General features: G+C 63.6%; 23 protein-coding genes. All 23 read right to left on the reverse strand.

Annotated elements, in window-relative coordinates:
• Positions 1–394: hypothetical protein (locus BVH03_RS22860; protein ID WP_218189568.1), on the reverse strand; the 394-nt coding region annotated here is incomplete at its 3' end.
• Positions 395–397: 3 nt separating this feature from the next.
• Positions 398–892, reverse strand: a complete 495-nt coding sequence (locus BVH03_RS22865; protein WP_075963325.1) for a hypothetical protein — start codon at positions 890–892, stop codon at positions 398–400.
• Between the two features lie 5 nt (positions 893–897).
• A complete protein-coding gene (locus BVH03_RS22870) occupies positions 898–1,143 on the reverse strand; it encodes a hypothetical protein (RefSeq protein WP_075963326.1) in 246 nt (81 codons plus the stop codon).
• The gene (locus BVH03_RS22875; protein WP_075963327.1) at positions 1,133–1,711 is read right to left on the reverse strand and encodes a hypothetical protein; all 579 of its coding nucleotides are present in this window, start codon (positions 1,709–1,711) and stop codon (positions 1,133–1,135) included. The genes BVH03_RS22870 and BVH03_RS22875 overlap by 11 nt, the downstream gene beginning before the upstream one ends.
• 27 nt (positions 1,712–1,738) lie before the next feature.
• Positions 1,739–1,975 carry a hypothetical protein gene (locus BVH03_RS22880; RefSeq protein WP_075963328.1) on the reverse strand — a complete coding sequence of 79 codons (237 nt, stop codon included), beginning with the start codon at positions 1,973–1,975 and terminating at the stop codon, positions 1,739–1,741.
• Positions 1,975–3,681, reverse strand: coding sequence for a hypothetical protein (locus tag BVH03_RS22885; RefSeq protein WP_083640145.1), 1,707 nt, complete (start codon positions 3,679–3,681; stop codon positions 1,975–1,977). The genes BVH03_RS22880 and BVH03_RS22885 overlap by 1 nt, the downstream gene beginning before the upstream one ends.
• Positions 3,682–3,746: 65 nt before the next feature.
• The gene (locus BVH03_RS22890) at positions 3,747–4,502 is read right to left on the reverse strand and encodes a hypothetical protein (RefSeq protein WP_075963330.1); all 756 of its coding nucleotides are present in this window, start codon (positions 4,500–4,502) and stop codon (positions 3,747–3,749) included.
• An 82-nt stretch (positions 4,503–4,584) separates the two neighbouring features.
• Positions 4,585–5,655 (reverse strand): hypothetical protein, encoded by a 1,071-nt coding sequence (locus BVH03_RS22895; RefSeq protein WP_143486051.1) that lies wholly within the window; start codon positions 5,653–5,655, stop codon positions 4,585–4,587.
• Positions 5,655–9,233 carry a hypothetical protein gene (locus BVH03_RS22900; RefSeq protein ID WP_075963332.1) on the reverse strand — a complete coding sequence of 1,193 codons (3,579 nt, stop codon included), beginning with the start codon at positions 9,231–9,233 and terminating at the stop codon, positions 5,655–5,657. Before BVH03_RS22900 ends, BVH03_RS22895 begins: the two co-directional genes overlap by 1 nt.
• 70 nt (positions 9,234–9,303) lie before the next feature.
• A complete protein-coding gene (locus BVH03_RS22905) occupies positions 9,304–9,723 on the reverse strand; it encodes a hypothetical protein (protein ID WP_083640146.1) in 420 nt (139 codons plus the stop codon).
• Positions 9,724–13,158 (reverse strand): phage tail length tape measure family protein, encoded by a 3,435-nt coding sequence (locus tag BVH03_RS22910; RefSeq protein ID WP_075963333.1) that lies wholly within the window; start codon positions 13,156–13,158, stop codon positions 9,724–9,726.
• 65 nt (positions 13,159–13,223) lie between these two features.
• Positions 13,224–13,568 carry a superinfection immunity protein gene (locus tag BVH03_RS22915; protein WP_075963334.1) on the reverse strand — a complete coding sequence of 115 codons (345 nt, stop codon included), beginning with the start codon at positions 13,566–13,568 and terminating at the stop codon, positions 13,224–13,226.
• Between the two features lie 86 nt (positions 13,569–13,654).
• The gene (locus tag BVH03_RS22920; RefSeq protein ID WP_075963335.1) at positions 13,655–14,407 is read right to left on the reverse strand and encodes a hypothetical protein; all 753 of its coding nucleotides are present in this window, start codon (positions 14,405–14,407) and stop codon (positions 13,655–13,657) included.
• Between the two features lie 31 nt (positions 14,408–14,438).
• Complete coding sequence (locus BVH03_RS22925; protein WP_075963336.1) at positions 14,439–14,624, reverse strand: glycogen branching protein; 186 nt, start codon at positions 14,622–14,624, stop codon at positions 14,439–14,441.
• 10 nt (positions 14,625–14,634) lie between these two features.
• Positions 14,635–15,075: a hypothetical protein gene (locus BVH03_RS22930; RefSeq protein WP_075963337.1), complete on the reverse strand. Its 441-nt coding sequence runs from the start codon at positions 15,073–15,075 to the stop codon at positions 14,635–14,637.
• Position 15,076: 1 nt separating this feature from the next.
• Complete coding sequence (locus BVH03_RS22935; protein ID WP_256574789.1) at positions 15,077–15,391, reverse strand: hypothetical protein; 315 nt, start codon at positions 15,389–15,391, stop codon at positions 15,077–15,079.
• 22 nt (positions 15,392–15,413) lie between these two features.
• Positions 15,414–16,412 carry a major capsid protein gene (locus BVH03_RS22940; RefSeq protein WP_075963339.1) on the reverse strand — a complete coding sequence of 333 codons (999 nt, stop codon included), beginning with the start codon at positions 16,410–16,412 and terminating at the stop codon, positions 15,414–15,416.
• Between the two features lie 64 nt (positions 16,413–16,476).
• Complete coding sequence (locus BVH03_RS22945) at positions 16,477–17,142, reverse strand: head decoration protein (RefSeq protein ID WP_075963340.1); 666 nt, start codon at positions 17,140–17,142, stop codon at positions 16,477–16,479.
• A 9-nt stretch (positions 17,143–17,151) separates the two neighbouring features.
• Complete coding sequence (locus tag BVH03_RS22950; RefSeq protein WP_083640147.1) at positions 17,152–18,357, reverse strand: head maturation protease, ClpP-related; 1,206 nt, start codon at positions 18,355–18,357, stop codon at positions 17,152–17,154.
• Entirely contained in the window at positions 18,354–19,811 is a 1,458-nt protein-coding gene (locus BVH03_RS22955; protein WP_075963341.1) for a phage portal protein, read from the reverse strand. The genes BVH03_RS22950 and BVH03_RS22955 overlap by 4 nt, the downstream gene beginning before the upstream one ends.
• On the reverse strand, positions 19,811–20,035 hold the full coding sequence (locus BVH03_RS22960; RefSeq protein WP_075963342.1) for a hypothetical protein: 225 nt from the start codon (positions 20,033–20,035) through the stop codon (positions 19,811–19,813). The genes BVH03_RS22955 and BVH03_RS22960 overlap by 1 nt, the downstream gene beginning before the upstream one ends.
• Positions 20,036–20,055: 20 nt before the next feature.
• The gene (locus BVH03_RS22965) at positions 20,056–22,065 is read right to left on the reverse strand and encodes a phage terminase large subunit family protein (RefSeq protein WP_075963343.1); all 2,010 of its coding nucleotides are present in this window, start codon (positions 22,063–22,065) and stop codon (positions 20,056–20,058) included.
• Positions 22,065–22,646 (reverse strand): terminase small subunit, encoded by a 582-nt coding sequence (locus BVH03_RS22970; RefSeq protein WP_075963344.1) that lies wholly within the window; start codon positions 22,644–22,646, stop codon positions 22,065–22,067. The genes BVH03_RS22965 and BVH03_RS22970 overlap by 1 nt, the downstream gene beginning before the upstream one ends.
• Positions 22,647–22,754 lie beyond the last annotated feature (108 nt).

Raw genomic sequence — 22,754 nt, forward strand, 5'->3', positions numbered from 1 at the left:
CGCCAAAGCACTGCCGATACCAGCGCGTGTAAGTCTGGCTGGCACCCTCGAAGGCCCACAGTTCCTGGCTCACCGCGTCCCCGGTATTCCCGAAGGTATGGACATGGCCATAGTTGACGCCAGGGGGGAAAGTGCCGGTGGTGGTGTTCTTTGCGCAGTAACGCCAGCCCCGCAACGTACGGTCGTCGAGATTGAAGTTCAGCTCTGCTGTAGGTACGTCTCCCATCCAGCCGCCATCACCCGTGCGCAGCACCCGATCAGGGGTCTTGTCGATGGCCGAGGTGGTCACGTTCTTGCGGGCGGCCGTCCCAAGGCCGGAAAGCGAGACCTGAATAGCCTTGATGTCAGCCGCCACCGCCTGGGCCAGCGCGACCACGCGCGCTACCAGTGTCATGGGTCACGCCTTGGCCGTGGCGTAGGCCGCGGCGAAGTCGGTCTCGGGGTTGCCGATGCCGATGTTCGTGCAGGCCTGCAGCTTCTGCGCGACGGTTAGAGTTTGCGCATCGTCATAACGCACGCGATTTGCCACGGCTGCAGCCAGCGCCGCGCCGGCGGAAGCGTTGCCCGTGGCGAGTTCTTCCAACTCCTTGAGCGTGTCGTAGGCCTCGGACGCACCGCCCAGGATCGAATCCTTTACGGCGATCTTGGCCAGCTCAATGGTGTCGTGAATCTTGTCCGCCGACCAGGTGACGCTGGTCGCACCGTCGCCGGCGGTGTCGTCGATCACAGCGCCGGCCTGCCCCAGCAGGCTGTAAAGCTCGGCAATGGCCGCCACCAGGTTGCCCTTGGCCTGGGTGGGCAGGCTGGTCAGGTCGCCCTGCTTGGCGGTGAGGTTCTTGATGTCGGCGCCGATGGCAGTGGCCAAGGCGATCAGGCGAGTTTCCATAGTCATAGGGTTCAGCCTTTTGCGAGGATGTAGTGAGCAAGCGGGTCGGGCTGGAAGTCGTCGGAGACGTGCAGCCCATCCGCTTTTTGGGTCAGTCGGTTGTTCGGTTCGGCACTGATCTGGGCACCGCCAATGCCTGGCGGGCCGGGCGGGCCTTGGCCGCCAGCCGAGACGGCGACAACAGCCACCTGCTGCGGCTGGACCATCACGGCGATCGGCTGCAGCTCGATCACCACCAGGGGCGATTCATCGGCCATGGCAACAGCCCCCGTTGATCACGCGCCCGCGCAGGTACTCCTGTTCGCTGCCATCGCTCCAGGTGATGCGCAGCGCGTACGGCGCGGACTCCCACGCGAAGCCAACGGACTGGGCTGCACTGATATCCAGCAGCAGCCGACCCGGGCCGGTGATCGACAGGCCGCTACCGGTAGTGCTGAACACGATGGGCGAGAGCCCAGCCGGGCTGATCACCAGTTCGGCGCGGCAGCCGGTCAGGTCGATGGGCAGCCGGTAGGCCAGGCGCCCACCAGTGATGCGCTCACCGTTGGCGGTGAGCTCGTTGAACTCGATGGTGTCGGCATCGATCACCCTGGCCAGGCGGCCCGCCTCGCGCATGCGGTCGAGGTTGAGCGCTGGCCAGCCGATGACTTTCTCCGGCCACACCGGCCAGTCGCCGGGCAGGCCATGCGCCGGTACCGAAAGGCGCAGCGGCGCCTCCTCGAGGATGCCGGCAATCGATGGGTAAGCGAACAGGGGCTGCATCAGCAGCAGTGGTTGGCGCACGGTGCCTTTAGTTACGGGCAGGTCTATACAGGCCGGCTGCATCGCTGGCTCCTCATGATTGAGTTGGGGTTACACGTCGACGTCGTAATGCGGCAGATTCGGCGCCGGCCCGGTGATCGTGCCGTCAGCGATATACGCCTTGCTGCCGCTGGGCACGTCCACGCCGCGCACGGCGATCCGGGTGCCCGTGCGCAGCTCTACGGTGCTGATGCCGGCGGTAGTGTCGATGCTGCGCACAATGGCAACCGTGCGCACGCCGCCGGGCAGCAGCCCGATGAAACGCTTCCAGGGGTTCACGGTGGCCATCAGTAGTGCCTCTCCAGCTTCAGGTTCTGCGCGACGCGCACGGCGCCGGTGCCCTCGGCACTGATCTCGGTCGATAGGCAGGCGCCGTGCCAGGCGCCGGAAGACTCCGGCACGCGGCAGAGCATGCCGGGCAGCACCAGGCCGACGCCGTGATCGTCACTTGCGTGGAACAGCGGCAGGCGGAAGCCGACGATCTCGATGTCGCCGCCCTTGGCCAGCTCATGCACACCGCGAGCGCGGTTGGCTTCCTCGCCGGTGATCCAGTCGTCGAAGACGTCCGGCGCCGGATTGTCACCGGCCGAGCCGGCACGGCGGACCAGCATCGACACGCCGTGGCTGGTACCCGACACATAGCAGGCGTTCCAGGCCGGCTGCGGCGTCCACTCGCCGTCGAGCTGGGTCAGCATCGCAGGCGGGATGATGCGGTCGACCGGCGCATCCGGCACGCCCCACTCCCACGGCGGCACCACGTAACGGGGTCGAACCTCGAGCGTGTCGCTGTCGCGGGCAGGCCGAACGATGGCGCCCACCGTTTCGGCGATGCGGGCGATCACCTGCATCGGCGTCTGGCTCTGGTAGCTCAGCGCGCCGGCCGGGAACGTCCAGTCACGGGGGCCGACGTTCTCGATGTCCCACTCGATGGTGAAGCCGGTATTGAGCAGCTCGTTGTCGGCCACCTGGCGGGCCGTGATCGGCGCACTGTTCAGCGAGGTACGCAGCGGCGCGTACGGCTCGGCCAGCAGCTGGGTTCGGGTAGCGCCGGTGATGCTATAGGCCTCGGTCGGAAACTTCAGCTGCCGGCTGTAGCGCTCGATGATGAGGATCCACCGCCAGCCGTTGATATCCAGCTCTACCTCGCGCTGGCCGTCGACGCCAGGCCGCACGAGATTCAAAGCGGCCTGGGTGAAGATGTCCGCGCTGAACTTCCAGCTAAAGCTGTCGGCGTCCAGGCTGACCCGCAAGTTCTTCGCCTCGAGCGGCGTGCGCGAAGGCAGCACCACCAGGTTGACGGTATTGGCGATCATGTATGTATCCAGAATGGTGGGATCAGGTGGCGGCACCGGTATCGGCTTCACCGGCCCGGGGTAGTCCACGTACTCGATGCCGGTGAGGGCGCCGTCCAGCACCCGCGCCCTTCCCCATGGCACCCGGTACCCGAGGTTCAGGCGCCGGGCACTGGACCACTGCACTGCGACGCTGCCGGTATCGGCCGGCTGGATTCGCGGCGTTTCGGGCTCATAGCGAAAATCGAAGTACACCTGCGGCGCCGTCGACGGGAAGTACGGCCGCCCGCCGAACGAGAACACCAGCGGGCCAGTACCTGGCACGTACAGGCTGTCCTGCAGGGCGGTGGCCGCGTCATACCGCGGGCCGAACTCATTGACCCGCCGCACCCCTACGCTCAGCAGCAGCTCCTTGCGGGCGGGCATCGGGTTGTAGATCAGCCGCAGCCCCAGCTCCACGGGCCGTATGGTGTGATCCCAGCCCACGTCAAGCAGCGCATCCTTGCGCGGCACATCCACCCAGGGCGAGCGCTGCACGGTGCCATCGCGGCGCGCGGCCTCGAGCCACGCCGAGGCGCGCGACAAGTCTGCCGCTGGCACCATCGCCCAGGCCGCGCCCTGGTCTGCACCGTCCTGAACGCTGGCGATCTCCCACCGCGTACCGGCGGCGAGGTCAGCCGCCCGGGTCGCTCCCCAAGACATAGGCACGCCCCGGCGATCAGCTGAAACCGCACGGCCCCAGCCACCACCCACAGTGATTGCAAGCATCAGATTCTCTCGACAGGCACCGGGCCATGGGCCAAGGGCCGGAAGTAGCGCACGGCGATCGCTCGCGCAGTGCCCAGTGGGCGTGACGGGTTTTCACCAACCGCTGGCCACCACTCCGGCTCGGTCGCCGGCAGCTCGCCCGGCTCGGTCACTTCGTAGACCCAGCCACCAAAGACCGCCGGCCGAACGCGATCGTTAACCGCTACGGCCAGGCCCGGCACGAAGGTGACACCGAAGTCATCCAGCGCGATCGCGTAGACCGTCCCGGACGTGGTGACCTTCAGGTCGATGTCGCCCAGGCCGTCATCGGGTGTGCGGCCATAACCGGCCACCCGCCACTGGCCATCGTCCATGCGCTCAACGATCACCGTCTCGCGCGACGCCCAGACCGAATCGACCGTGGCGGCCGCTTTCAGCCGAGCATCAACGGTTGGCACCTGATTGCCGCCATCGCTTTCGGTCAGGTTAAACAGCAGGTGGTTGGCCGTCTCGCTGAGGGTTGGCCAGCGCGACATCCCCAGCCGCGGCTCGCTGTACTCATAGGCCTGGGCCAGCACCTCGCGGTAGATCACCGCCCGGCTCAGGTATTGAGGGTTGGGGCCGCCGTCGTAGAAGTTGGCCAACGACTGGTTGGTGTCCGAACGCTGGAGCGTAACCAGCCAACGCGGCGAAGGCTCACCTTCCCGGCGCACTTCTACAGAGATGGGCACGAAGATCAGTTTCGGCCTCAGGGCGTTGAGGGGCTTCTTCCCCAAAGGGAATACTCGCCCATACCTGGGAGCGAGCGGGGACGCAAAAGCCCGACTCCACATGACCTTCCTGGCCAGCGGGCGGAAGTTAAGCATTCCAGTATTTCTCTTTCAGGCAGGTAAACGACGTGCCCCACTGGGTAGGGATCATGTACACCTGATCGCCGTTGTACTCGAACGGGATTAGGCACTCGGCAAGCGTGCCGCCTTTCCCCAAGGCCCTGCTCACTTCCCTGGCCTGCCGATGGCTATAGTACTCGTCCCGAAGCAGTCCAGGCAGACGCGCGATATAGCCCAAAGCGGGGTCATAGACCTGGTGGGGACACAATTGCATGTCGGGGGCGTAAGGAGGCACTGCTAGCTTGCTGCCGTTATATCCGGTGTTCAAGTTGCATTGGGCCTGGATCGTAGGCATACCCGCCGTCTCTACGGCTCCGGTGAAAGGGTTACGCAACCGCGTCCCATACTGAAGGATGTAGCCGCCGTTACTCTCAGAACTGAAGTTGTTCATATCATTCTCATATGAACCACCCAAGGCCATGTGATTTCCAGGGCCAGATTTCGGGATCTCCGGGTTAGAGAACAGGAAATTCCCGAAGAAATAGTTCGACCCGTAGTACCCCTGAGTCGCACCTGGGTTATCCCCGTACCCTGCCATGCCCGTGCTGTCGTCGAGGTTCGCGTTGGTGATGATATGGACTTGGGAACCCCTGGCGAGAACAAACCAGCTGGCCATTACGCTCCCATAGTAGGCAGCCGGAACCACCCATTGCCGGGCCGAGCTGGCTGAATAATCTACGGAGTGTGCGTAAGAGCGGACATTCGTCCCCGACGGAGGAAATACAGTGGCATCCGTCACCATCTCCGAAAGGAAGAGCTGAGTCTTTGGGGCATATGCGTAGGTGACCCCTGGGCCTTTACCAAAGCTGTAGAACACTCCGTCCGGCGACTTCAGGGTGAAGTGGTTGGGCAGGTTGGCATAAACGAGCGTCCACCCCTGCCCCGGCTTCGCGTTGGCGCCGGAACCATAGCCGGTGACCAGGCAGGGGTACAGCAGGTTGTACCAACCCACCACCCCGTTCACAGAAGAATCCACCATCCCCAACCTCAGTGGGGGCGCACCAGGATCAAGGTGCGAATAAAGCACTGCGTCAGCCATCAGTCAGCATCCCCGCGAATTTGAAGTTTGAACTGGTCATCGTTGACGGTGCCCTGCCCGCTGATGACCGTACGGATCACCCACATCGGCCCGAGGGCCGAGTCGGTGTTGAAGCGCACGGCGTTACCCGCCGCCCAGCCGGTGCCCCAGCCTTCGCGCCGGATCGTGAAATACGGCTGGCCGGTCAAGGCGTTGATGGGTGATAGGTCGCTGCCGGTGCTGCCAGTGGCGATCACGCCGAGCTGCTGCTCCACCACGTTGAACGAGGTATTGCTGGTGAACACCAGCGCCCACTTGCCGGCGATGGCGCCAATGTTGGTGATCACCGGCGGGTAGCTCAGCTGGTTGTAGTTCGCCGTAGTGGTGTTGCCTTCCGGCCGATCTGCCCAGTTGGGCGCGCCTTGGCTCCAGGTCTGCTGCGTGAACCAGGTGTGTACCCGCGATTGCAGGTCGCCCCAAGTCACGGCGCTAGACACCATCGCCTCGCCCGCCGGTAGATCCCACGGTATGGGCGAGCTCAGCCCCACCTGGCCGGTGATCTGCACCTCGACGCACAGCGCCATGTGCTCGACGCGATCGCGCACGATCAGCGGCGTGCTCACCGGCGTGCCGCTCTCGGTCTGCAGTACCAGCGGGTTGGCCCAGGTCACCGTGCCCTTTTCGCGGTCGCCCTCGAAGGACGAGGCACGCAGCACGTGGCCGTCGCTGTCCACCACCTCGATGTTCGCCTGCTGTTGCCTAGCGAGCGTGACCGTTGCACCGCCCTGGGGCGACGCGATCACCGTCTCGGCCGTGTGGTGGACCACCAGCACGTCGCCCTCGCGATAAATCGGCACGCGGCCGTCAGCCGGCAGGCGAACCGGATCCAGGCCGAGCAGGCCGGCATCCAGTGGCAGCCGCGTTTGCACCACCGCGTTGTAGCGCGTCAGCAGCGGGATCACCGGCACGTCACTCTCGCCCGACTCATCGTCGGGGTTGGTGGTGAACGTCAGCCGGGCGATGCCGGTGGCGGCGTCGACGGTGCCGCGGATGATGCCGGTCGCGAACACACCGTTCAGGTCAGCCACCGCGGTCACAACCTGGGCGGTGTCCGCACGCACCGCGGTCACCTGCATGCTGCCAGCGCGCAGCGGGGCGCCCGGCGTGCGGAACGTCGCTGCGGTCACGCCGAAGCCCGTCGACGCGGTCAGGCAGGCCAGCAGCGTCACGGCGCCCAGCACGTTGCCGGCATAGCTGTTGATGGTCGCGGTGCGGCCCACGTAGTCCACCGCACCGACCGCCATACCGCCGTTCGTGGCACTGGAGATGTCGCGGTACAGGATCCCGCTGCGATCGGTGTACAGCGAACTGTTCCAGCTGAACAGCAGCGAGCCGGGCACGATGGCGGCGCCCACACCAGGCAGCAGATCGACCGTGATCGGCGGCTGTGCCTGGGTGTGCGTGGCTTCGTCCGAGCTGGCCCCGGCCGCCTGCGACTTGGCCGAAAGCGTGCCGGCGAAACCCTCGCGCTGCTGCACCGGCGTGGTGACCAGCACCGGCTCGGTGTACGGCCCGGTGGTGTTGTTCCTGGCGCGGTTGCTGTAGGTGTACTCGATGTAGTCATACAGGCGAGCCACCTGCAGGGTGCACTGGCCGGTCTGGTAATTGATCGAGCCATTGCGCCCGCCCTGCCAGCCGCCGGCGCCGTTGTCGCTGGCGGTGTTGCTGACCTCGGTGGTGCCGTCGTAAACCGGCAGCGCGTTGCCGCTCTCGATCACTTTCCAGTTAATCGCCGGCGCCGACTGGCGGCGCGTGGTCAGCCAGTCGATCCGCACGCTACCCGGCTTGAGCGGCGCGCCGGGAATCGTGAACGTCGCAATGCCGCTGCCGTCGCTGGTCACGCTCAGCGGCGCGTCGTCGACGGCGCCGCGGCGGAACGTATAGGTGATGCCGGAGGCCGGCGGCGCGCTCAGCTTCATCACCAGGTCACCGGTCGCATACACGATGGTGCCGGTACCGCCGTTGCCGCTCAGTTGGCCCAGGCCATCATCGGCCAGGGTCAGCGCCGTGCCGGCGGTAAACGAGACCGTCAGGCTACCCGGCTGAATACCGCCACCGGGCAACGTGTAGCGCACCTCGATCTCCGGCGTTACTGCCGCGCCCGCATGGCTGGTGATGGCGTCATCAGCCGAGCTGACGTAGCTGTACACCAACGAACTGCCAACATCGGGCAGCGCGTTCAGCGTCAGGCTGACCGAACCAGTGGCCATGCTGATGGTGCCGGCGCCCTCGCCGGTCAGCAGCCCGTCGCCGTAGTCGCGCAGCTCATACCACTTGCCCAGGGCCAGGTAGGAGACAGACAGCGTACCGGCCCGCGGGATGGCCCCGGCAAGGTTCAGGGTGTAGACGTAACCGCGATTGCCTAGCGTGACCCGATATTCACCGGTGATGGTGTCGCCTGTGGCTGCTGCGCCTGGGCGGTAGGCCGCGCTGCCGTTGCCTGCCCAGCTGCTGCCGGTGCGCACCAGGGTGACCTCACCGGTCTGGTAATCGACACGGCCGGAGGTGATCCAGTTGCTGCCACTCACGTAGCGCAGCGCGCCCTTGCTGTCATCGGTGAACACACCGTCGCCTGCTGTCAGCGTCAGGGTGCCCGGCGCGCAGCCGGTACCCAGGAACGTGCGCGACTCGCCCGCCACGGCGCCGACCGCGACATTCAGGTTCACCGTGCGCGCTGGCCCTGCCGGAATGTAGAGCTGCCGCTGATAGCCGCCCAGCAGGTCGACCAGCGCCGATTCCTTCGTGGTGCTCGGTACCAGTTGCGCATACACGCTTTCCACGCGCACGGTGAGCGCACCCAGCGCCACCGCATCGGCCAGCGGGCTGATGCCGTAATAACGCGCCGCGTCTGCGACCTGAGTACTCAGCACGCGGGCCTTGGCGGCACCATCCAGCGCAGTGGCCGTGGTGCCGGCCGGCGTCACCTGGCCACCCGGGAAGGCGGTCAGCAGCGGCGCGGAGAGTTGCAGATCCAGCCGGCGGCGGGTGAAGTTCACGAAGTTGGCATTGCCGTAGTCGTAGGTGAACTGCTCGAGGCGCGACTCGACACCAACCACGCGCACGTACTGGGCAGCCGTGGCGGTGGCGAGCTGGAACACATCGCCGCTTTCCGGGATGCGCTGTTCCTCGCGCTGCACGCATGCGATTGCACGCTGGCCAGCCAGCTGAGTACCGAGCAGGTCGAATTGAGCCGTCGAAGCCGCAGCCACGTAGCTCTCGATCAGGTCCTGGGCATCGGTGCGCACATCGGTCTGGCTGCCGGTGTTGAACAGCAGCACGTTGACGCGCGGATCTGCCGGCCCTTGCGTGACGATGCCGTGAGCGCCGAGGTAAGCATCGGCGTTCTCGGTCATCACCCCGGCGCTGACCTTGCGCAGGTTGATGCGGCCGATGGTGCGGTCGAGCCGGCTGATGTCCGGGAACAGATTGTTCACCTGGCCATCGACGATGGCCTTGCCGGTCGCGCGGCCGCCACCATCGTCGGCATCTGTCAGGCGCTGGGACTCCAGCAGTTTCACGTCGTTGCTAGTGATGGTCATGCCAGCCAATCTCCGGGCATAAAAAAACCCGCCGTGGCGGGTGTGGGAATGTGCGATCCGGGCGGCGCCTTCAAGGCGATGCAGCGGGCTCTGGGGGCGGCGCCACGGTTATCAGCCGCAACGTGATCAGGTAATCCGACTCAGGCCTGGGCTCGACCTCTCGCACAAGTTGCTGCGCCTCCAGCGGGTCACCGTCCACGCGGTTAAAGATCACGTGAAAGGCTCGACCGTCAGCCAGCTCCAGCGGCATGACCAGGCCGAGCTGATCGCGCAGCGCCTCGAGCTGCCGAACGACGGCGAGCGGCGTCCAGGCCGCATTGTTCGCCGCCAGGGTGATGGGCCTGCCGTACTTCTTGAGGCCTTCCTGCACGATCAGCGCGCCGCTGAGCGATCGCTCCTGTTCCTGCTCGATGGCGCTCCATTGAAACTCATCCGTCCACTCGTGGTGGTCGTCGAGTGCGATACCGGCCAGGGTGATCTGGTTGGGCATTTACCGCGTCCTCAGCCCGGCATCCTCGAGGATGGCGAGCAGGTTGGTTTCATCGTTTGCACTGCCGACCGCGACGTCTACCGGCGCCCGGCCGGGCAGCTCCAGCCGCACGATGGTGGAAGGCTGCTGCGCAGCAGGCTGTGCCGCCGGGGCGGGGTTCGCCTTGGCCAGTTCCTCTTGCCGCTTCTTCTGCTCATCGGCCTGGCGCTGCTGCGCGGTTTCGGCCTCGATCTGCCGCAGCATGCCCAGGGCCCGGCTGGCATTCGCCACCGCTTGGCTGTTGCCGCCCGCGTTGGCTTCGGCCAGTTGGGCTTCCAGCTCGCGCCGGCGCGCGGCGAAACGCCGGCGCTCGATGTCCTCGGTGCGCCCCTGCAAGCCGTCCAGCTCATCCTGCAGGCTTTCCAACGTCGAGCGCGTCGAGTGCCCCATTTGCTCCATGCTGTCCTGGGCGGACTTGATCGCCCCGTCCAAGCTGCTGAGGTCTGCATCGTCCAGCAGGCTCAGCGCGTTGCGCAGGCCGCGTGCTCGGCTCTCGAATTGGCGGGTGGTAATACTGCCCCGGTCGTAGCTCTCCATCAGGCGCTGCAGCTGAGCCTGCTGCCCCAGATACGCCTGCTGCGTTTTGAGGCTGGCCTCCTGCATGTCCAACTGCCAGCGACCCAACGGGCCGGTGAACGGGCTGTTCATGTTGGCGCGCACATCACCCAGCGCCTTGCTAACACGCCGCAGGGAGTCGGTCGTAGCATCCAGGCTGCTGGTGTCGATGTTCATGTCAGCGGTTTTGAGACCGCGCAGCCGGTCGAAGGCTTCCAGCGCCGCGGCGCTCAGCGAGGCGAGCGGCCCGCGGGCGGCGTTCATCACGCCGTCGTAGAAGCCGGCCATGGCGCCCATGTCCTTCTTGGCGTCGCTGGACTCCTTGCGGCGCTGCTGCATGGCCTCGTCGCCGGCCTTGCGTTCGGCTTCCATGCGCTTGCCCGACTCGCGGCGCAGTTGCTCGCTGGTGACGATGGCGTCCTTGTCGGACTGGTTTTTATCGTCCTGGGCTTTCTTGCCGCCCTCCACCGCTTTCTTCAGCTCGGCCTGCCGGGTCGCTGCCTTCTTGACCTCCTCGTTGTACTGCGAGGCGGTGATCACACCATCGCCGTAGAGCTTGTTCAGCGCAGTGTTGATATTGCGAATGTCGACGGCGGTCTTGGCGCTGCTGATGGCCGCCTGCACATCGGCAAGCGTTTCCAGGCTGGCCGCAGCGCCTTTTACCTCAGACCCAGTTGCCTTGGCGGCCCCGCCCAGCTCTCGAATGGCTACAGCCGCAGCGTTGTGCCCGTCCTGCCACTCTTGCAGCGAGATGCGCCCCGCACGATACGACTCCTGCAGGCGACCCTGCTCTGCTCGCAAATACTCTAGCTCGGTAGACGCGCGCTTTACATCAGCGCCAACAGTAGCGAACCCGCGCTTTTGCTCCAGGGCGGTCATAGCCGCGGCCATTTCATCTGTCGCTAGCTTGGACTTCTTCAGGCCCTCAGCGACTTCATCCAGATCAGCAGCGCTCTCGGAGAAATTGATAGCAGCGAGCGCCTGCTCCAGAGTGGTGATGTTCGAACGAAAGAATGACGCGATATCCTCGCCGTTTTTCCGCATCGCCTTGCTGGTTTCGGCTGCGGCTGATTTAGCGGCAGCTACCTGGCGCTCGGCACTTCGCTCAGCAGTGCTAGCGACGCCATTCCACGTATCGGCGATATCACGACCGTCCTGCGCGACCTGGCCTGCCAGCCCCTTCATCAGGCTGAATACCTTATCGCGGGCAGACTCAATGCCTGCGACCAGCGCTTTACCGCCCAGCGCCTCAGGCACTGCCTTGGCAACAGTCGCCACGATTGAAAGCGACGTGCCAGCCAGCGCCGTGAAGGCTGTGCCAGCTGCTGATATGAAACCGGTCAGAACGTTAGCAGCGACGCGGATCGGGGCAGTGATCATCTGCAGCGCCGACACTGTCTTGTCGATGCTCTGCCCAAACTGATTGAGCCATTCCGAACTGTCGTCGGTTAGCTTCTTGAAGTCGACATTCAGAAGCTCTTTGGCAAAAGCTTCAACTTTCTCAGCGCCCTGAATGAACGCATTGCTGAGCGCCTCGGCCAGAGCATCTAACCGGCCGTCCTTATCCATTTGCTCAATGGCTTCGGCAACCTCGATCAGCTTGCGTTTAACAAAGTCGAACGCGCCGCTTTTACCGATGCGGCTCGCGAAGTCACCGAAGGTATCGGTTAAGCCTTTCCAAAGACCTGTCGCAGTGTTGATGCGTGCTGCAGCTGCAGCCCCACCGTAAGCCTCGGTCATCATATCCATGATGACCGCCTGAGCCTCGGCAGTTTTGCCTGTCGCCACCAACTGCCTCAGCAGGCTCTTCTGACCGTCCTCCAGTTTGAAACCCTGCCGCCCCAAGGCTGACATGGCCTCGACTGGCGACTGCAATGCACGACCAACAATTTCGGCGGACTGCTCCGCGCTAATACCGAGCCGTTGCTGCTGATCGATGAGGATCTGCATCGCCTTGGGGAACTGGTCGCCGACGATGTCAGTGTAAGAAAGCAGCCGAGTCTGAGCTGCCTGGACCTGCTCGGCAGTAAGCAAGGATGACTTTTCAAAGCCATCGGCCATCTCGAGCAACTGCGCGGCAGTGAAACCCGCTGCGTTGCCAGTGGACACCAAGGCGGCTTCGAGCTGGGCGAGCGCCTGTTCCTTGTCAGAACCATCGGTGACGACCGCACGAATGCCTGACGCGACAAGATTCAGGCCACGTTGCACCAACCCAAATACGGCGTTGAGCGATACATACGCTGCGACGTAGCCGAGGATCTGCCGGCCACCGCTGGCCATAGCCTCTCGCACTGCGCCAACTCGGCTGGCGTGCTCCGCTGCAGTCCGGCTGGCTCGCGCCTGCTCACGCTCCAGCTCCCGAAGTTCCTGGCCGTTGGCTTTCAGCGCCTTCTTGGCCTCATCAACTTCCCGGGCGAGGCGCTTTTCTTCTTCAGCGAGCTTGCTCGTATCCAACCCAGCGGCCTTTGCGGCCTTCTCATGCTCACCCAGGTCGCTGGAAAGGCCAGCAATAACACGGCGCAGCCGCGCGGCCTCCCTGTCTGCATCCTTCAAGGACTGCTTCAGGCCAGCCCCACCGGGGTTTTCGTCCAGCGCTGCGCGCAGTTCCTTGATGCTTTCGTCGGTTTGAGTCAGCACCCGTTGCGACTGCTCAAGCGCGCGCTGGGTAGCCAGCATATCCCGCACCAGGCCGCGCTCGCCTTTTGCGCTGTCGAGCTGTTCATTCAGCGAGGCAGCTTCGTTGCGCAGGGCTTGAAGCGCGTCCGCCGACTTCTTGGCCTCAGGCGACAGCTCGTCCTTGCCGCGCAGGATGAACTGGATCAAGCGATCCTTGATTGCCATGCTTTTCTCCGAGGCATAAAAAAACCCGCCGAAGCGGGTTTTCTGAATATGGTACCGAGCCTGTGTTAGCCAAGCAGGCTCCGCTTTTGGGTTTCGTACTCTTCATTGGTCAGCGCGCCTTCAGCTCTCAACCGGGCTAAACGCTCAAGCTGGCCAATACGCAGTTCGACAGGATCGACAGCGGGAGAAAGTGTGACCGGGATGGGGGCAGCAGGGGTGACGACCTTGGGTGGGGATATAAATGCCCAGACCAATGCAGCGATCCAGCAAATTACAGTCCATCCCCCGAAAATATTCAGGACGAAAATTGCCACCAGATTAGGGTGTGATCGGCCGGAGGCAATTATTGTAGGGATGAAGTAGATCGCTAACGAAAAGCCGATTGCAAAAAGTATCGAGCCAGTTTCCATGCTGTATCCGTCCAGCTTTCCAAAAGCCGAATTTACCACTCACAGGCATCACAGGGGAAACAGGGGGCCATCCTTGGCCAGGTCTATCACGCGACTTTGTCGACGATCTGCATCTCGCAGAACTTGCTGATGTCGTTGCTCAGTACAAGCGGATCGGCCAGCAGCTCGGCCGGGGCTTCCAGCTTCAAGTACTCAGTGCCGAGAATCGGCAATTGAGCGATCGTGCCGAACTTGATGCGGCGGGGGCGCAGGCTGAACGGCTCACCGCTTTGGGCATCATTGAGGCCGGCGATGTACAGCTCGAACTCACCTTCGCTGCCGTTGAGCATCTGCACTGCAGCCTGCGCCAACGGCGTGTAAGACGCCTTGATGCCCGCGGCGGTGATCTTGCCGCTGCCGGTGACGATGATGCCGTGCGGCGTCAGCAGGTAGTCGGTACCGGGATCCAGAACACCGTCATCGGCCCCCTTCACCGCGACGGTCTTGCTCAGGTCAGGCAGGTACTTAAAGGGGATCAGCTCACCTTCCACGCCGCCACTGACCAGCGGCTGGTCGACGATTGCGGTGGTGAGCACCGCAGACAGCGTGGAGCGAGTGACGCGCGCCAGGTTCTCTGCAGTGATGTCGTACATGCCGATGGTGGCCTGCACGTCGGTCACCGGACTTCGCCCGTTGCGGTTACCGCCGCCGCCGCGGTAGTTGGGGAGAGTCACACGGTTGACGGTGTAGGCCAGGGTGAAGGTGTCGCAGTTGCCGATATCGATCAGCGGATCCTGCGACTGGTATTTGCGGGCGTAGATGATGCCTTCGCCGACAAAAGAACGGTCGATCTGGGTCATATGGGGCTCCTCGATTTTGAGGGGAAACGGTTCAGGCCTTGGTGGCCGGCGCCGCTGGGGTTTCGGTTTTCTTCTCACCCTTAGGTTTAGGCGAGAAGCCTTTGGCGATTGCGTGGTCTGCGACGGCTTGCGGCACGTCCTGTTCGCCCTTGGGGTAGTGCTTTGTGTCCGCGCCCGTCTGGTAGTTGAACGGGGTGGTGATGGTGATCTTGGGCATTACGGGTTCCTCATTTGAGGGGCTGCACGTAGGTGACCTGGACGGGCATCACGTGGCATGCCCAGCGCCGGCCCTCGCCGGCCGGCATAGGGGTTTCAGGTAGGAAGGTGACTGTCTGCACGCCTTGGGTTGTCAGCCCAGCCTTCGGCCCGGGCAAAGCGCACTTGATACCGAGCCTCGCAGTACGAAGCAGAGAGCCAGACGGCCGCCGACGGGTGATGGCCGTGACATTCAACGTCACGGATTCACGGACGGTGCCGGGTACCTTTCGCTCGACTTCCTCGGTCTGGCCGGGCTGGACGATGATGAAGTCATCACGCAGGCCCGCGGTGTCCTCGGCATCGATCACGCGCAGCACGTTGTCCTCAATGACTTCGGCGCCGAAGGAATCGACAACACCCAGCCGCTTGATCAGCTCGGCGATGATTTCGGATTGCATGTCGGTAGGCATGTCAGGGCACCACGTAGAAGGTGATCCAGGCGCTGTCATCGCTCACGATGCCGTCGAGGTACCAGGTCTTGCCATCGGCACCCCACTGGCAGCGGTCTAGCTTGAAGGCGCCCTGGCGGTCGTACTGCCCCAGGGCAGCACTGCGCACGCTGATGGTCACCGCACGGCTGACGCCGCCGCTCACCTGGTCGAACCGCTCGACCTCCTTGTCGAGCATGATGGCCAGGCCCTGCCGCTGCAGGGTGCCGTTGCTGGCAAGGAAGTCGGCGGTGCCGTCGGTCAGGCTGTCTTCGATGGCGGCATCGACTGCCGCCATCGACTCGCCGAAGCCGGCCACGTCAGATGGTGACCGTGCGCACAGCCAGCGGCTTGGTGCACAGGTGCAGCGGGTTGGACTGCGCCTCTCCCGCGATGCCCTTGTCGTACGGCATGCGCTCCAGCTTGGAGTAGAACGGCAGACCCAGAGTGTTCACCGTTTCCATGTAGTCCGCTGGGGCAAAGGCGGTGATGAACAGCCCTGGTACGCCTTCAGGCACGATGTGCGCCTCCTTGGGGTCGACGAAATGCTTCGAACCCAATTGGCCTTTGTAGCGCTCCCAGATCACCCCGCCAAACTCGAACGTGCCACGTCGATCACCGCGCAGCGCTGCTGCCTGCTGGGTGTTGAGGTAGGTTTCACGGACGTTCTTGTGAGCGATCAGCTTGGCCCAGAACTCTTTGCCCGCGTAGCCACGAGAGGTACTGGATGGGGTAGTGCCTAGCGCAGTTTCCTGCTTATCCAGCACCTCAGTCAGCACAACGCTCACATCGGTGTCGGGCTTATCTAGGCCCAATGAGAAAGCACCCGGGCGCTTGATACCGAAAGCGTGATAGATATCCAGCAATTCGGTCGTACCATCCGCGTCGAGGATGAGGCCCTTGATCGCGCCGATCCGCTGGTACTCGTGAGTCAGTTCCATCTGCAGGCGGCACTTGCGGATGCGAGCCGCCACCACCGCTTCAGCCGATTGCAGTTCAGTGCGCGAGCCAAAAGCACGGATGCCCTGGATCTCGTCCGCGTAGATGCTGAAGGTTTCTGGCAGGTGCACGGTGTTGAAAGGAATCATCTTGCGCTTGTCGCCGGTGACGACCTGGGGAATGCCACCGCGAGGCTTGGCCTCAACCAGCTTGAGGGTCAAGCCGTCCTTCTCGATCTGCAGAGTTACCGTGGTGCTGCCTTGCTCCTCGAACAGGCCAGCGGCCGCGATCTGGCCAGGCACCACGTGCTCTTCATTGATCACAGTCAGCAGGTTGGTGACGCTGAAGGCGTCATCTTCGAAAATCGTAATCTCAGCCATGTCAGGCTCCTAAAATGACGAGCCCCGCATTTGCGGGGCTCAGGGTGTCAGGTGGGGCGGAGGGTTACTCGCCGAGTGTGGGATAGTCTGGGTTAGAGGTGCGGACGATTACACCGGCGGCCAGAAGGTCGGCTTGTCCCGGGGCGTCGAGCCCAATGACCAGGCTGTCGATCACCTCGGCGTCGCGAACGATTGCAACGGCCTGCACATCGTTTTCAGTAGCGTCCACGCCGGCCCAGAGAACACCAGAGGCTGCACGGCGGCCATCATTGTCACCACCGTCGTCGTAGGGCACCCACTCGCCGAGACCTGCCTTAACGGCGATGGTGAATGCGTCACCCTTGACGAACTTGGTAGCGCCCTCGGCCAAGTCGAACGTCAAGCCCGGACTGACGAATTGAGTACCGACCACGCCTTTTCCCACTTCCTTCCCAGTGGGGTCGCTGACGGTAAACTTGGCGCCATCCGCAGGCGCCGAGGTTACTTCCACCCGGTAGGCCCCAGAGACGGCCGCGCTAGTAACAGAGATGCCATTAAGAACACCATTGCCGGTGTTGCCAGCAGCTGCCGTGGCCTGGCCGGCATTCGCCGAGGTAAGAATGGCGATCAGTGTCCCGGCCAAGAGCTTTCCAGCTCCGGCACTGATGACGATGTTTTCGCGGCTGCGATAGCCGCGCGCCTCCGACAGGAGGAATTCCCCGGCGTGAGCGCCTTCGGTTTGGATAGTCATGTTTCCTCCTTATGAGGCCTTGGGTTTGCGGCTGGCGTAGATCACGCCAGGGTCGACAGCCTTCGCCGTGGGCGCGGGCAGGTTTTCAGGAAGGGGCGGCTTGTTGTCGATCTGGATCTTGTCGCTGTTGGCGACCAGCTTGTCGAACAGCTTCACGCGGGCTTGCTCCTCGTTCAGCCCATCCTTGATCAGTTGCCCTGCTTCATCGGGCATCCTGGCCACCACGCACAGCGCCTTGATGGCCTTGGCGCGCACCAGGTGCTGCTGAACCGCTGCCGCACTAGCCAGACCGCTAGCCTTGATCAGCACCGAGGCCATGTTGCTCAAGCCGGCAGCAGCGCACTCCGTGGTGATCTGCTCGGCCAGGATGACAGGGTCGGGCTCTGGCTCGGGCTCTGGCGCGGGGTCAGGATCTGGAGCGGGATCGGGCTCCGGCGTCGGTTCCTGCGCTGGGTCATCCGGCAGATCGTTGCTCACCAGCGCCGCCGCCTCGGGCGGTGCATTCTGGTAGCGGTTGAGCACCTTGACGTTGGCAACCGCTGCCTTGATGGTGACGCCGGACAGCACCTCATCCACAAACCCAGCGGCTTGAGCCTCTGCCGCCGTCATCCAGGTAGTGGCGGCGATCATGCTGCGCAGCTCTTCATCGCTGACACTCAGCAAGCGGTTTCGGTAGCAGGTCACGATCAGCTCGAGGGTCTTGTCCAGCAGGTCGGCGTAGGCACGCAGCTCCGCACTTTCCACACCCTGCAGCCAATCGATGTTGGGGTTGTGGATCATGAACAGGCCGTTTTCGGCCATGGTCACGCGGTGGGCGCCGCACACCGCGACGGTGCCTGCGCTGTAGCAAGCACCGACGATGCGGCCTTCGCAACGCTCGCCCAGATCCTTGAGCGCGTTGTGGATTGCTATACCGTCCATAAGGTCGCCACCGATCGTGGCAAAGCTGACTACGATGCGGGATACGCCGTCGTCGATCTCGCGCAGGTCGCGCACGAACTGTTCGGCAGTAATCCCGAAGTAGCCAATTTCGCCGTAAACCATGGCCTCGATCACCCGGCCGCTACCCTCACCCACTGCACGGACGCTATACCAGTGATCGCGTTGCTGCTCTTGTGGGCCGAGGTTCAGGATCCGAGGTAACGCCAGGGCACGGCCCCCTTGCATTACCAGAGCGAGGCAGAGGCTCGCCCAATAGTTACTAAGCGATTTCATTCATCTTCCTCTCGTGGGGCCGGCTGGGCCGGGCTTGGTGTGCTGTCATAGGTGAGGCCGTGGCTGGCGGCGCGCTCAGCGTCTTGGGCGTTTTCTTCGTCGATCTGCTCGGCGTCGTAACCAGTGCGCAACACCACTTCGCTGCGGCTGGCCAGCCCGCCGTTGATTTCCTTGAGCTTGCCGTCCACGTCTTGTACCGGGTGGATGTAGGGGTGGCCTTGTGGAATCCAGCGTGTGCGCAGGTACTCACGGCGCCGCTGGGCATAGCCCGGCAAAATGATGGAGCCGGAAAGCACGGCGGCATCCATCCATGCCTGGCGCACAGGTCGACAGAGCTGGAACACATACACCCCAAACTGCAGTTGCTCGATGCGGCGGCGGAAGTCGTTGAGCAGCACGCGCAGCACGCGATCGCTGATGTCGCCCATGTCGCCGGTCAGCAACTCATAAGGCAGGTCAACGCCGACAGCTGATGCCTGTAGCTGCTGCCGCATGAAGTCGACGTAGGTCCCGCCAGCATCTGGTGGGTCGGAGAATGTCACCTCCTCGCCTTCCATCAGCTCTTGCATGGATCCAGGCTCAAGGCCTACCAGCGGTGCACCATCGCGATCGGCGACGATGGGTTGGCCGGTAATCGGATCCAGCGCGGGCGGGCCGTTCTCGGCGGCCTTACGGGTGATGAAGCCAGCAAAGAGGTTGGCCACCTCCTGGCGAAACAGAACCGCGTCGTCGTAGTTGTCGAGCGACTTCAAGCGAAGCAGCACCGGGGTCAGCCGCGGAATACCGCGGAGCTGGCCACCCTCGGTTGGCTCGAAGATGTGCAGCACCTGGTCAGCCGGCACGCGGTTCAACACGTTGTAACCAAGCGAACCAGACAGGGCATCACCCGGGTGGCTGCTGTACATCCAGTAGGCGACGCGCTGGCCGATGGCGTTGAACTCGATGCCAGCCCGTACTGGGTTGCCAGACCGGGTGCGAAAGTTTCGATCCAGCGGCACGTACTCCGCGGCCAGCACCTGCAGTTGCAACGGCACTGCGAAGCCATCCTCCGGGCGCCGGTAACGCAGCCGCACGAAGCATTCGCCGGACTCTTCGACCATCCGAGCGATGATCGCCTGTTGCCCATAGAAATCAGCAAGGCCATCGGCGTCCGCTTCGTCAGTCCAGTCCTCCCAGAGCTGGCGGAGCTCACGGCGAATAGCGGCATCCTTGATGGAGGCGCGGGGTGTAATGCCGGTGCCGATGATGTTGCTAACGCGCTTGCTGATCGCACTGAAAGCGTAAGGGTCATTGCGAACGGCAGCGCGTGAACGCTTGCGCAACTGCGGCAGGGCCGGCAACGCGATGGCGTTGAGCGCGCCTTCTGGGGCATCCCAGCCTTTGGCACGTCGCCCGGTACCGGCGCCCTCATAGCTGTTGCGAATCCGCTTGGGGACTACTCGAGTGCGATCCATCAGATTCCCTTGCCTCTGCTGTAGAGCCGAACGACTCTGGGGCGACGAGCTGCCAATGCGGCCTCCTGGGCAGCGGCCGCGGCGTACTGCTCCTCGAGCATGCGCAGGCTGGCCAGGGCTGCTCGATCCAGGCGACGGTCGCCCTTCTGGATCGACTGGCCCGTTTCCAAGATCTCTTTGATGGACGCCCTGACATCAGCCAGGCGTTGTTTGGCTTCGGTCATGGCGGCCTCGCTTGGTGTGGTTATCGTCGTTTTAGGTAACTGCTACTGGCGGTACGGCGCCCAGCAGGACGTGCAGCCGGTTTTGTTGGTACAGCGGCGCTGGCCGGCTGAGCCGACGACGTCGGAGGAGGCGCCGGCGTGGCCTTTGGAACCGGCTCGGACGGCGGGTTACTTGGCTCAGCGGGCTGGCTTAGCAGATCCCCCTGACACAAGGCCGCTCTGAGCGCTGCCCACTGGTGCTCGTGGTATCGATGCAAACCGAGGAAGTTCGCTGCAGCCAGGTTGTAAACCAGCAGGTCGAGCGCCTCGTTTCGTTCGGACTTCGCCTTGACCCACTCGACACGCTTGAAGCCTTTCACGTAGCGGATGGCCTTACGCTCGGCCACACACTGGTCGAAGAACTCATCGGGCAAATCCGAGCAGAAGTGCAGCGCGCCCGGGCCGGCCGGGAGTTCGTATCGGTTGTAGATCCAGTCTTTGGCGGTGTCGGTGCCGATCATCCACAGCTCGGCGCCCTGCTTCTCGGTTTTGCCCTGCCAGGTCAGGTCGACCTTCGACGGGCGTTGAGCCAGAACTGGGCAGCCACGGCGGCTGGCACCCTTGACCGCAAGAACGTTCCGCCAGCGGCGCAGGCGAGTGAACTGGTAGACCTCAGCGGTGTGGTGGCCACCGGAGTCGATGCAGGTCGCGCAGATCGACATATCGACGCCATTCACGTGCCGATATCGTTGCTTGAGCCGCTCGTCCAGCTCGTTCCAGGTGCGCAGGTCGGCTGGGTCACCTGGTATCACTTGAAAGTCCACGACCCAGCGTTCCATACCGGCTCCCCAGGCCATAACCAGCAGCTCAAGCCGGTTGTGCTGGGTGTCGACTGATGCCGTGAGAATCAAACCGCCTTCAGGCACTCGGCCGAGCAAATGGCCTTCGTCTTGGGCTCGCTTGCGCAGCTCCGATGCCTTGGTCATTTCCTCGGCGCTGTCCCAGAGCCGAGCCAGGCGGGTGTTGTAAAACACCTGCATGGTGCCAGGGTCACCGTTATCGCGAAGCTTCTTGGCCTCGTCATACTCTTTGGCAAGATCAGTCCAACTGACCCAGCCAGCGGGGGCGTACAGGGCGCTCATGGTGAAGCTGACCGTCTCGCCATCACCCTTGGCATGGGCGCGCCACTCGCCGGCGGCGAGCATCTGCGACTTGTGGTGCTCGTCGATGAGGGCACAGTCAGGCGTGATGCACTGGTACTGCACGAGCTTGTAATCGTCGGTGTACTTCAGCCCCTCCCACTCGAGCACCTGCATGGTGCCGCAGTGAGGGCATGGCACGTAGTAGTGCCGCTGATCGCCCATCGAGAACAGGTCTGCGATGCGCGACACGCCTTTGATGGTGGGCGAGCTGGAGTAGTAGAACTTGGCGCGCCGGCCAAATGTCGAGCCTCGCGCTTCAGCCTGCTTGACCGGATCGCCATCGTCATCGACGTCCAGTTCCCAGCGGTCTATCTCGTCACCGTAAACGTATCGGGCCGAGAGCTCTGCAAGGTTGGACGCCGATGCCGCGGTGGCGCAATACAGAGCGCCACCCTCGAACTCTTTGGTGTCGAGAGTGTTGCGCGAGTCGCGCGAGCGCGATTTCGCGACCCGCTCGGTCAGCAGAGGCACCGCCTTGATGTTCTTATCGATCCGGCCGGAGACACGCTTGCTGAGCTTGTCCGTCGGCAGCAAGACCAAAAAGTTGGCCGGGGCCATGTGGATGCAGCCGCCGATCCAGTTAAGCGCGATCTGCGTCTTCATCAGCTGCGAGGCGATCATGGTCACGATGCGCTTGGCCGGGTGAACCGGTGAAAGACAGCGCTGCGGCTCGCGAGCATATGGCGTGCGGTCGGTGTGGTACTTGCCAGGCTCAGCCGCTCCGGTGTCCGCTGGGATAATCTGGTACTTGTCGGCCCATTCATCGATCCAGAGTTCAGGATCTGGCAGCAGCCCTCTGCGATAAGCAGCCAGGTAAGCGGCGGTACCGTCGGCATACGGCTGTTCCATCAATTCGGCTCCTTGCCGCCCTGCTCGACTTCGGCATCGATCTGCAACAGGCGGTCGGCATCTTCGAGAGCCCGGCGCAACGCCTGCGTCAGGCGGCGCTCAATCTCCCAGGGGTCTGTCAGGGTGACCAACTCGCCCGCGATCTTTGGGGGGATCCCCATCAACAGATCACGCAGCGCGCGGGCAGCGGTGAATGCGGCAGAGTCGACCAATGCACGCTCGACCAACTGGCCGCGTGTCTTCAGGTGCTCGTCCTCGGCCAACAGGGCCAGGGCGTGTTCACGCCGCGCGCGGGCCTTCTGGTAATCAGGAGCAGCAACCGCGCTGGCCGCTGCTGGGCTTGCCGGGGCGGTGGGTGTGATATGCGCGTATACCCCCTTCTCTACCCGCTCTTGGCGATGGTGTTCAGCGACGCCGGCCTTGCTCGGGTCTGCGGTGTCATTGAGCAGCGCCAGGGTCTTCTCCACATCGACCTTGCCGCCTTCAGCCAGTACCAGGCGGCCTTGCTTTCCGAGCTTGGATACATACGGCCGAGACCAGCCGCGGCTATCCGCGAACTCAGCCTTTGTCATGACCGTCATGAATTCACCTGTTAACCAGAATTACCCCGGGGGATTAACCGAATTAACCCCTGTTAACTAACTCTCAGCGCCATCCACTAGCGCGAGAACGGGGCTCGAATTACCCTT

The sequence above is a fragment of the Pseudomonas sp. PA15(2017) genome, assembly GCF_001945395.1.
Taxonomy (GTDB): Bacteria; Pseudomonadota; Gammaproteobacteria; order Pseudomonadales; family Pseudomonadaceae; genus Aquipseudomonas.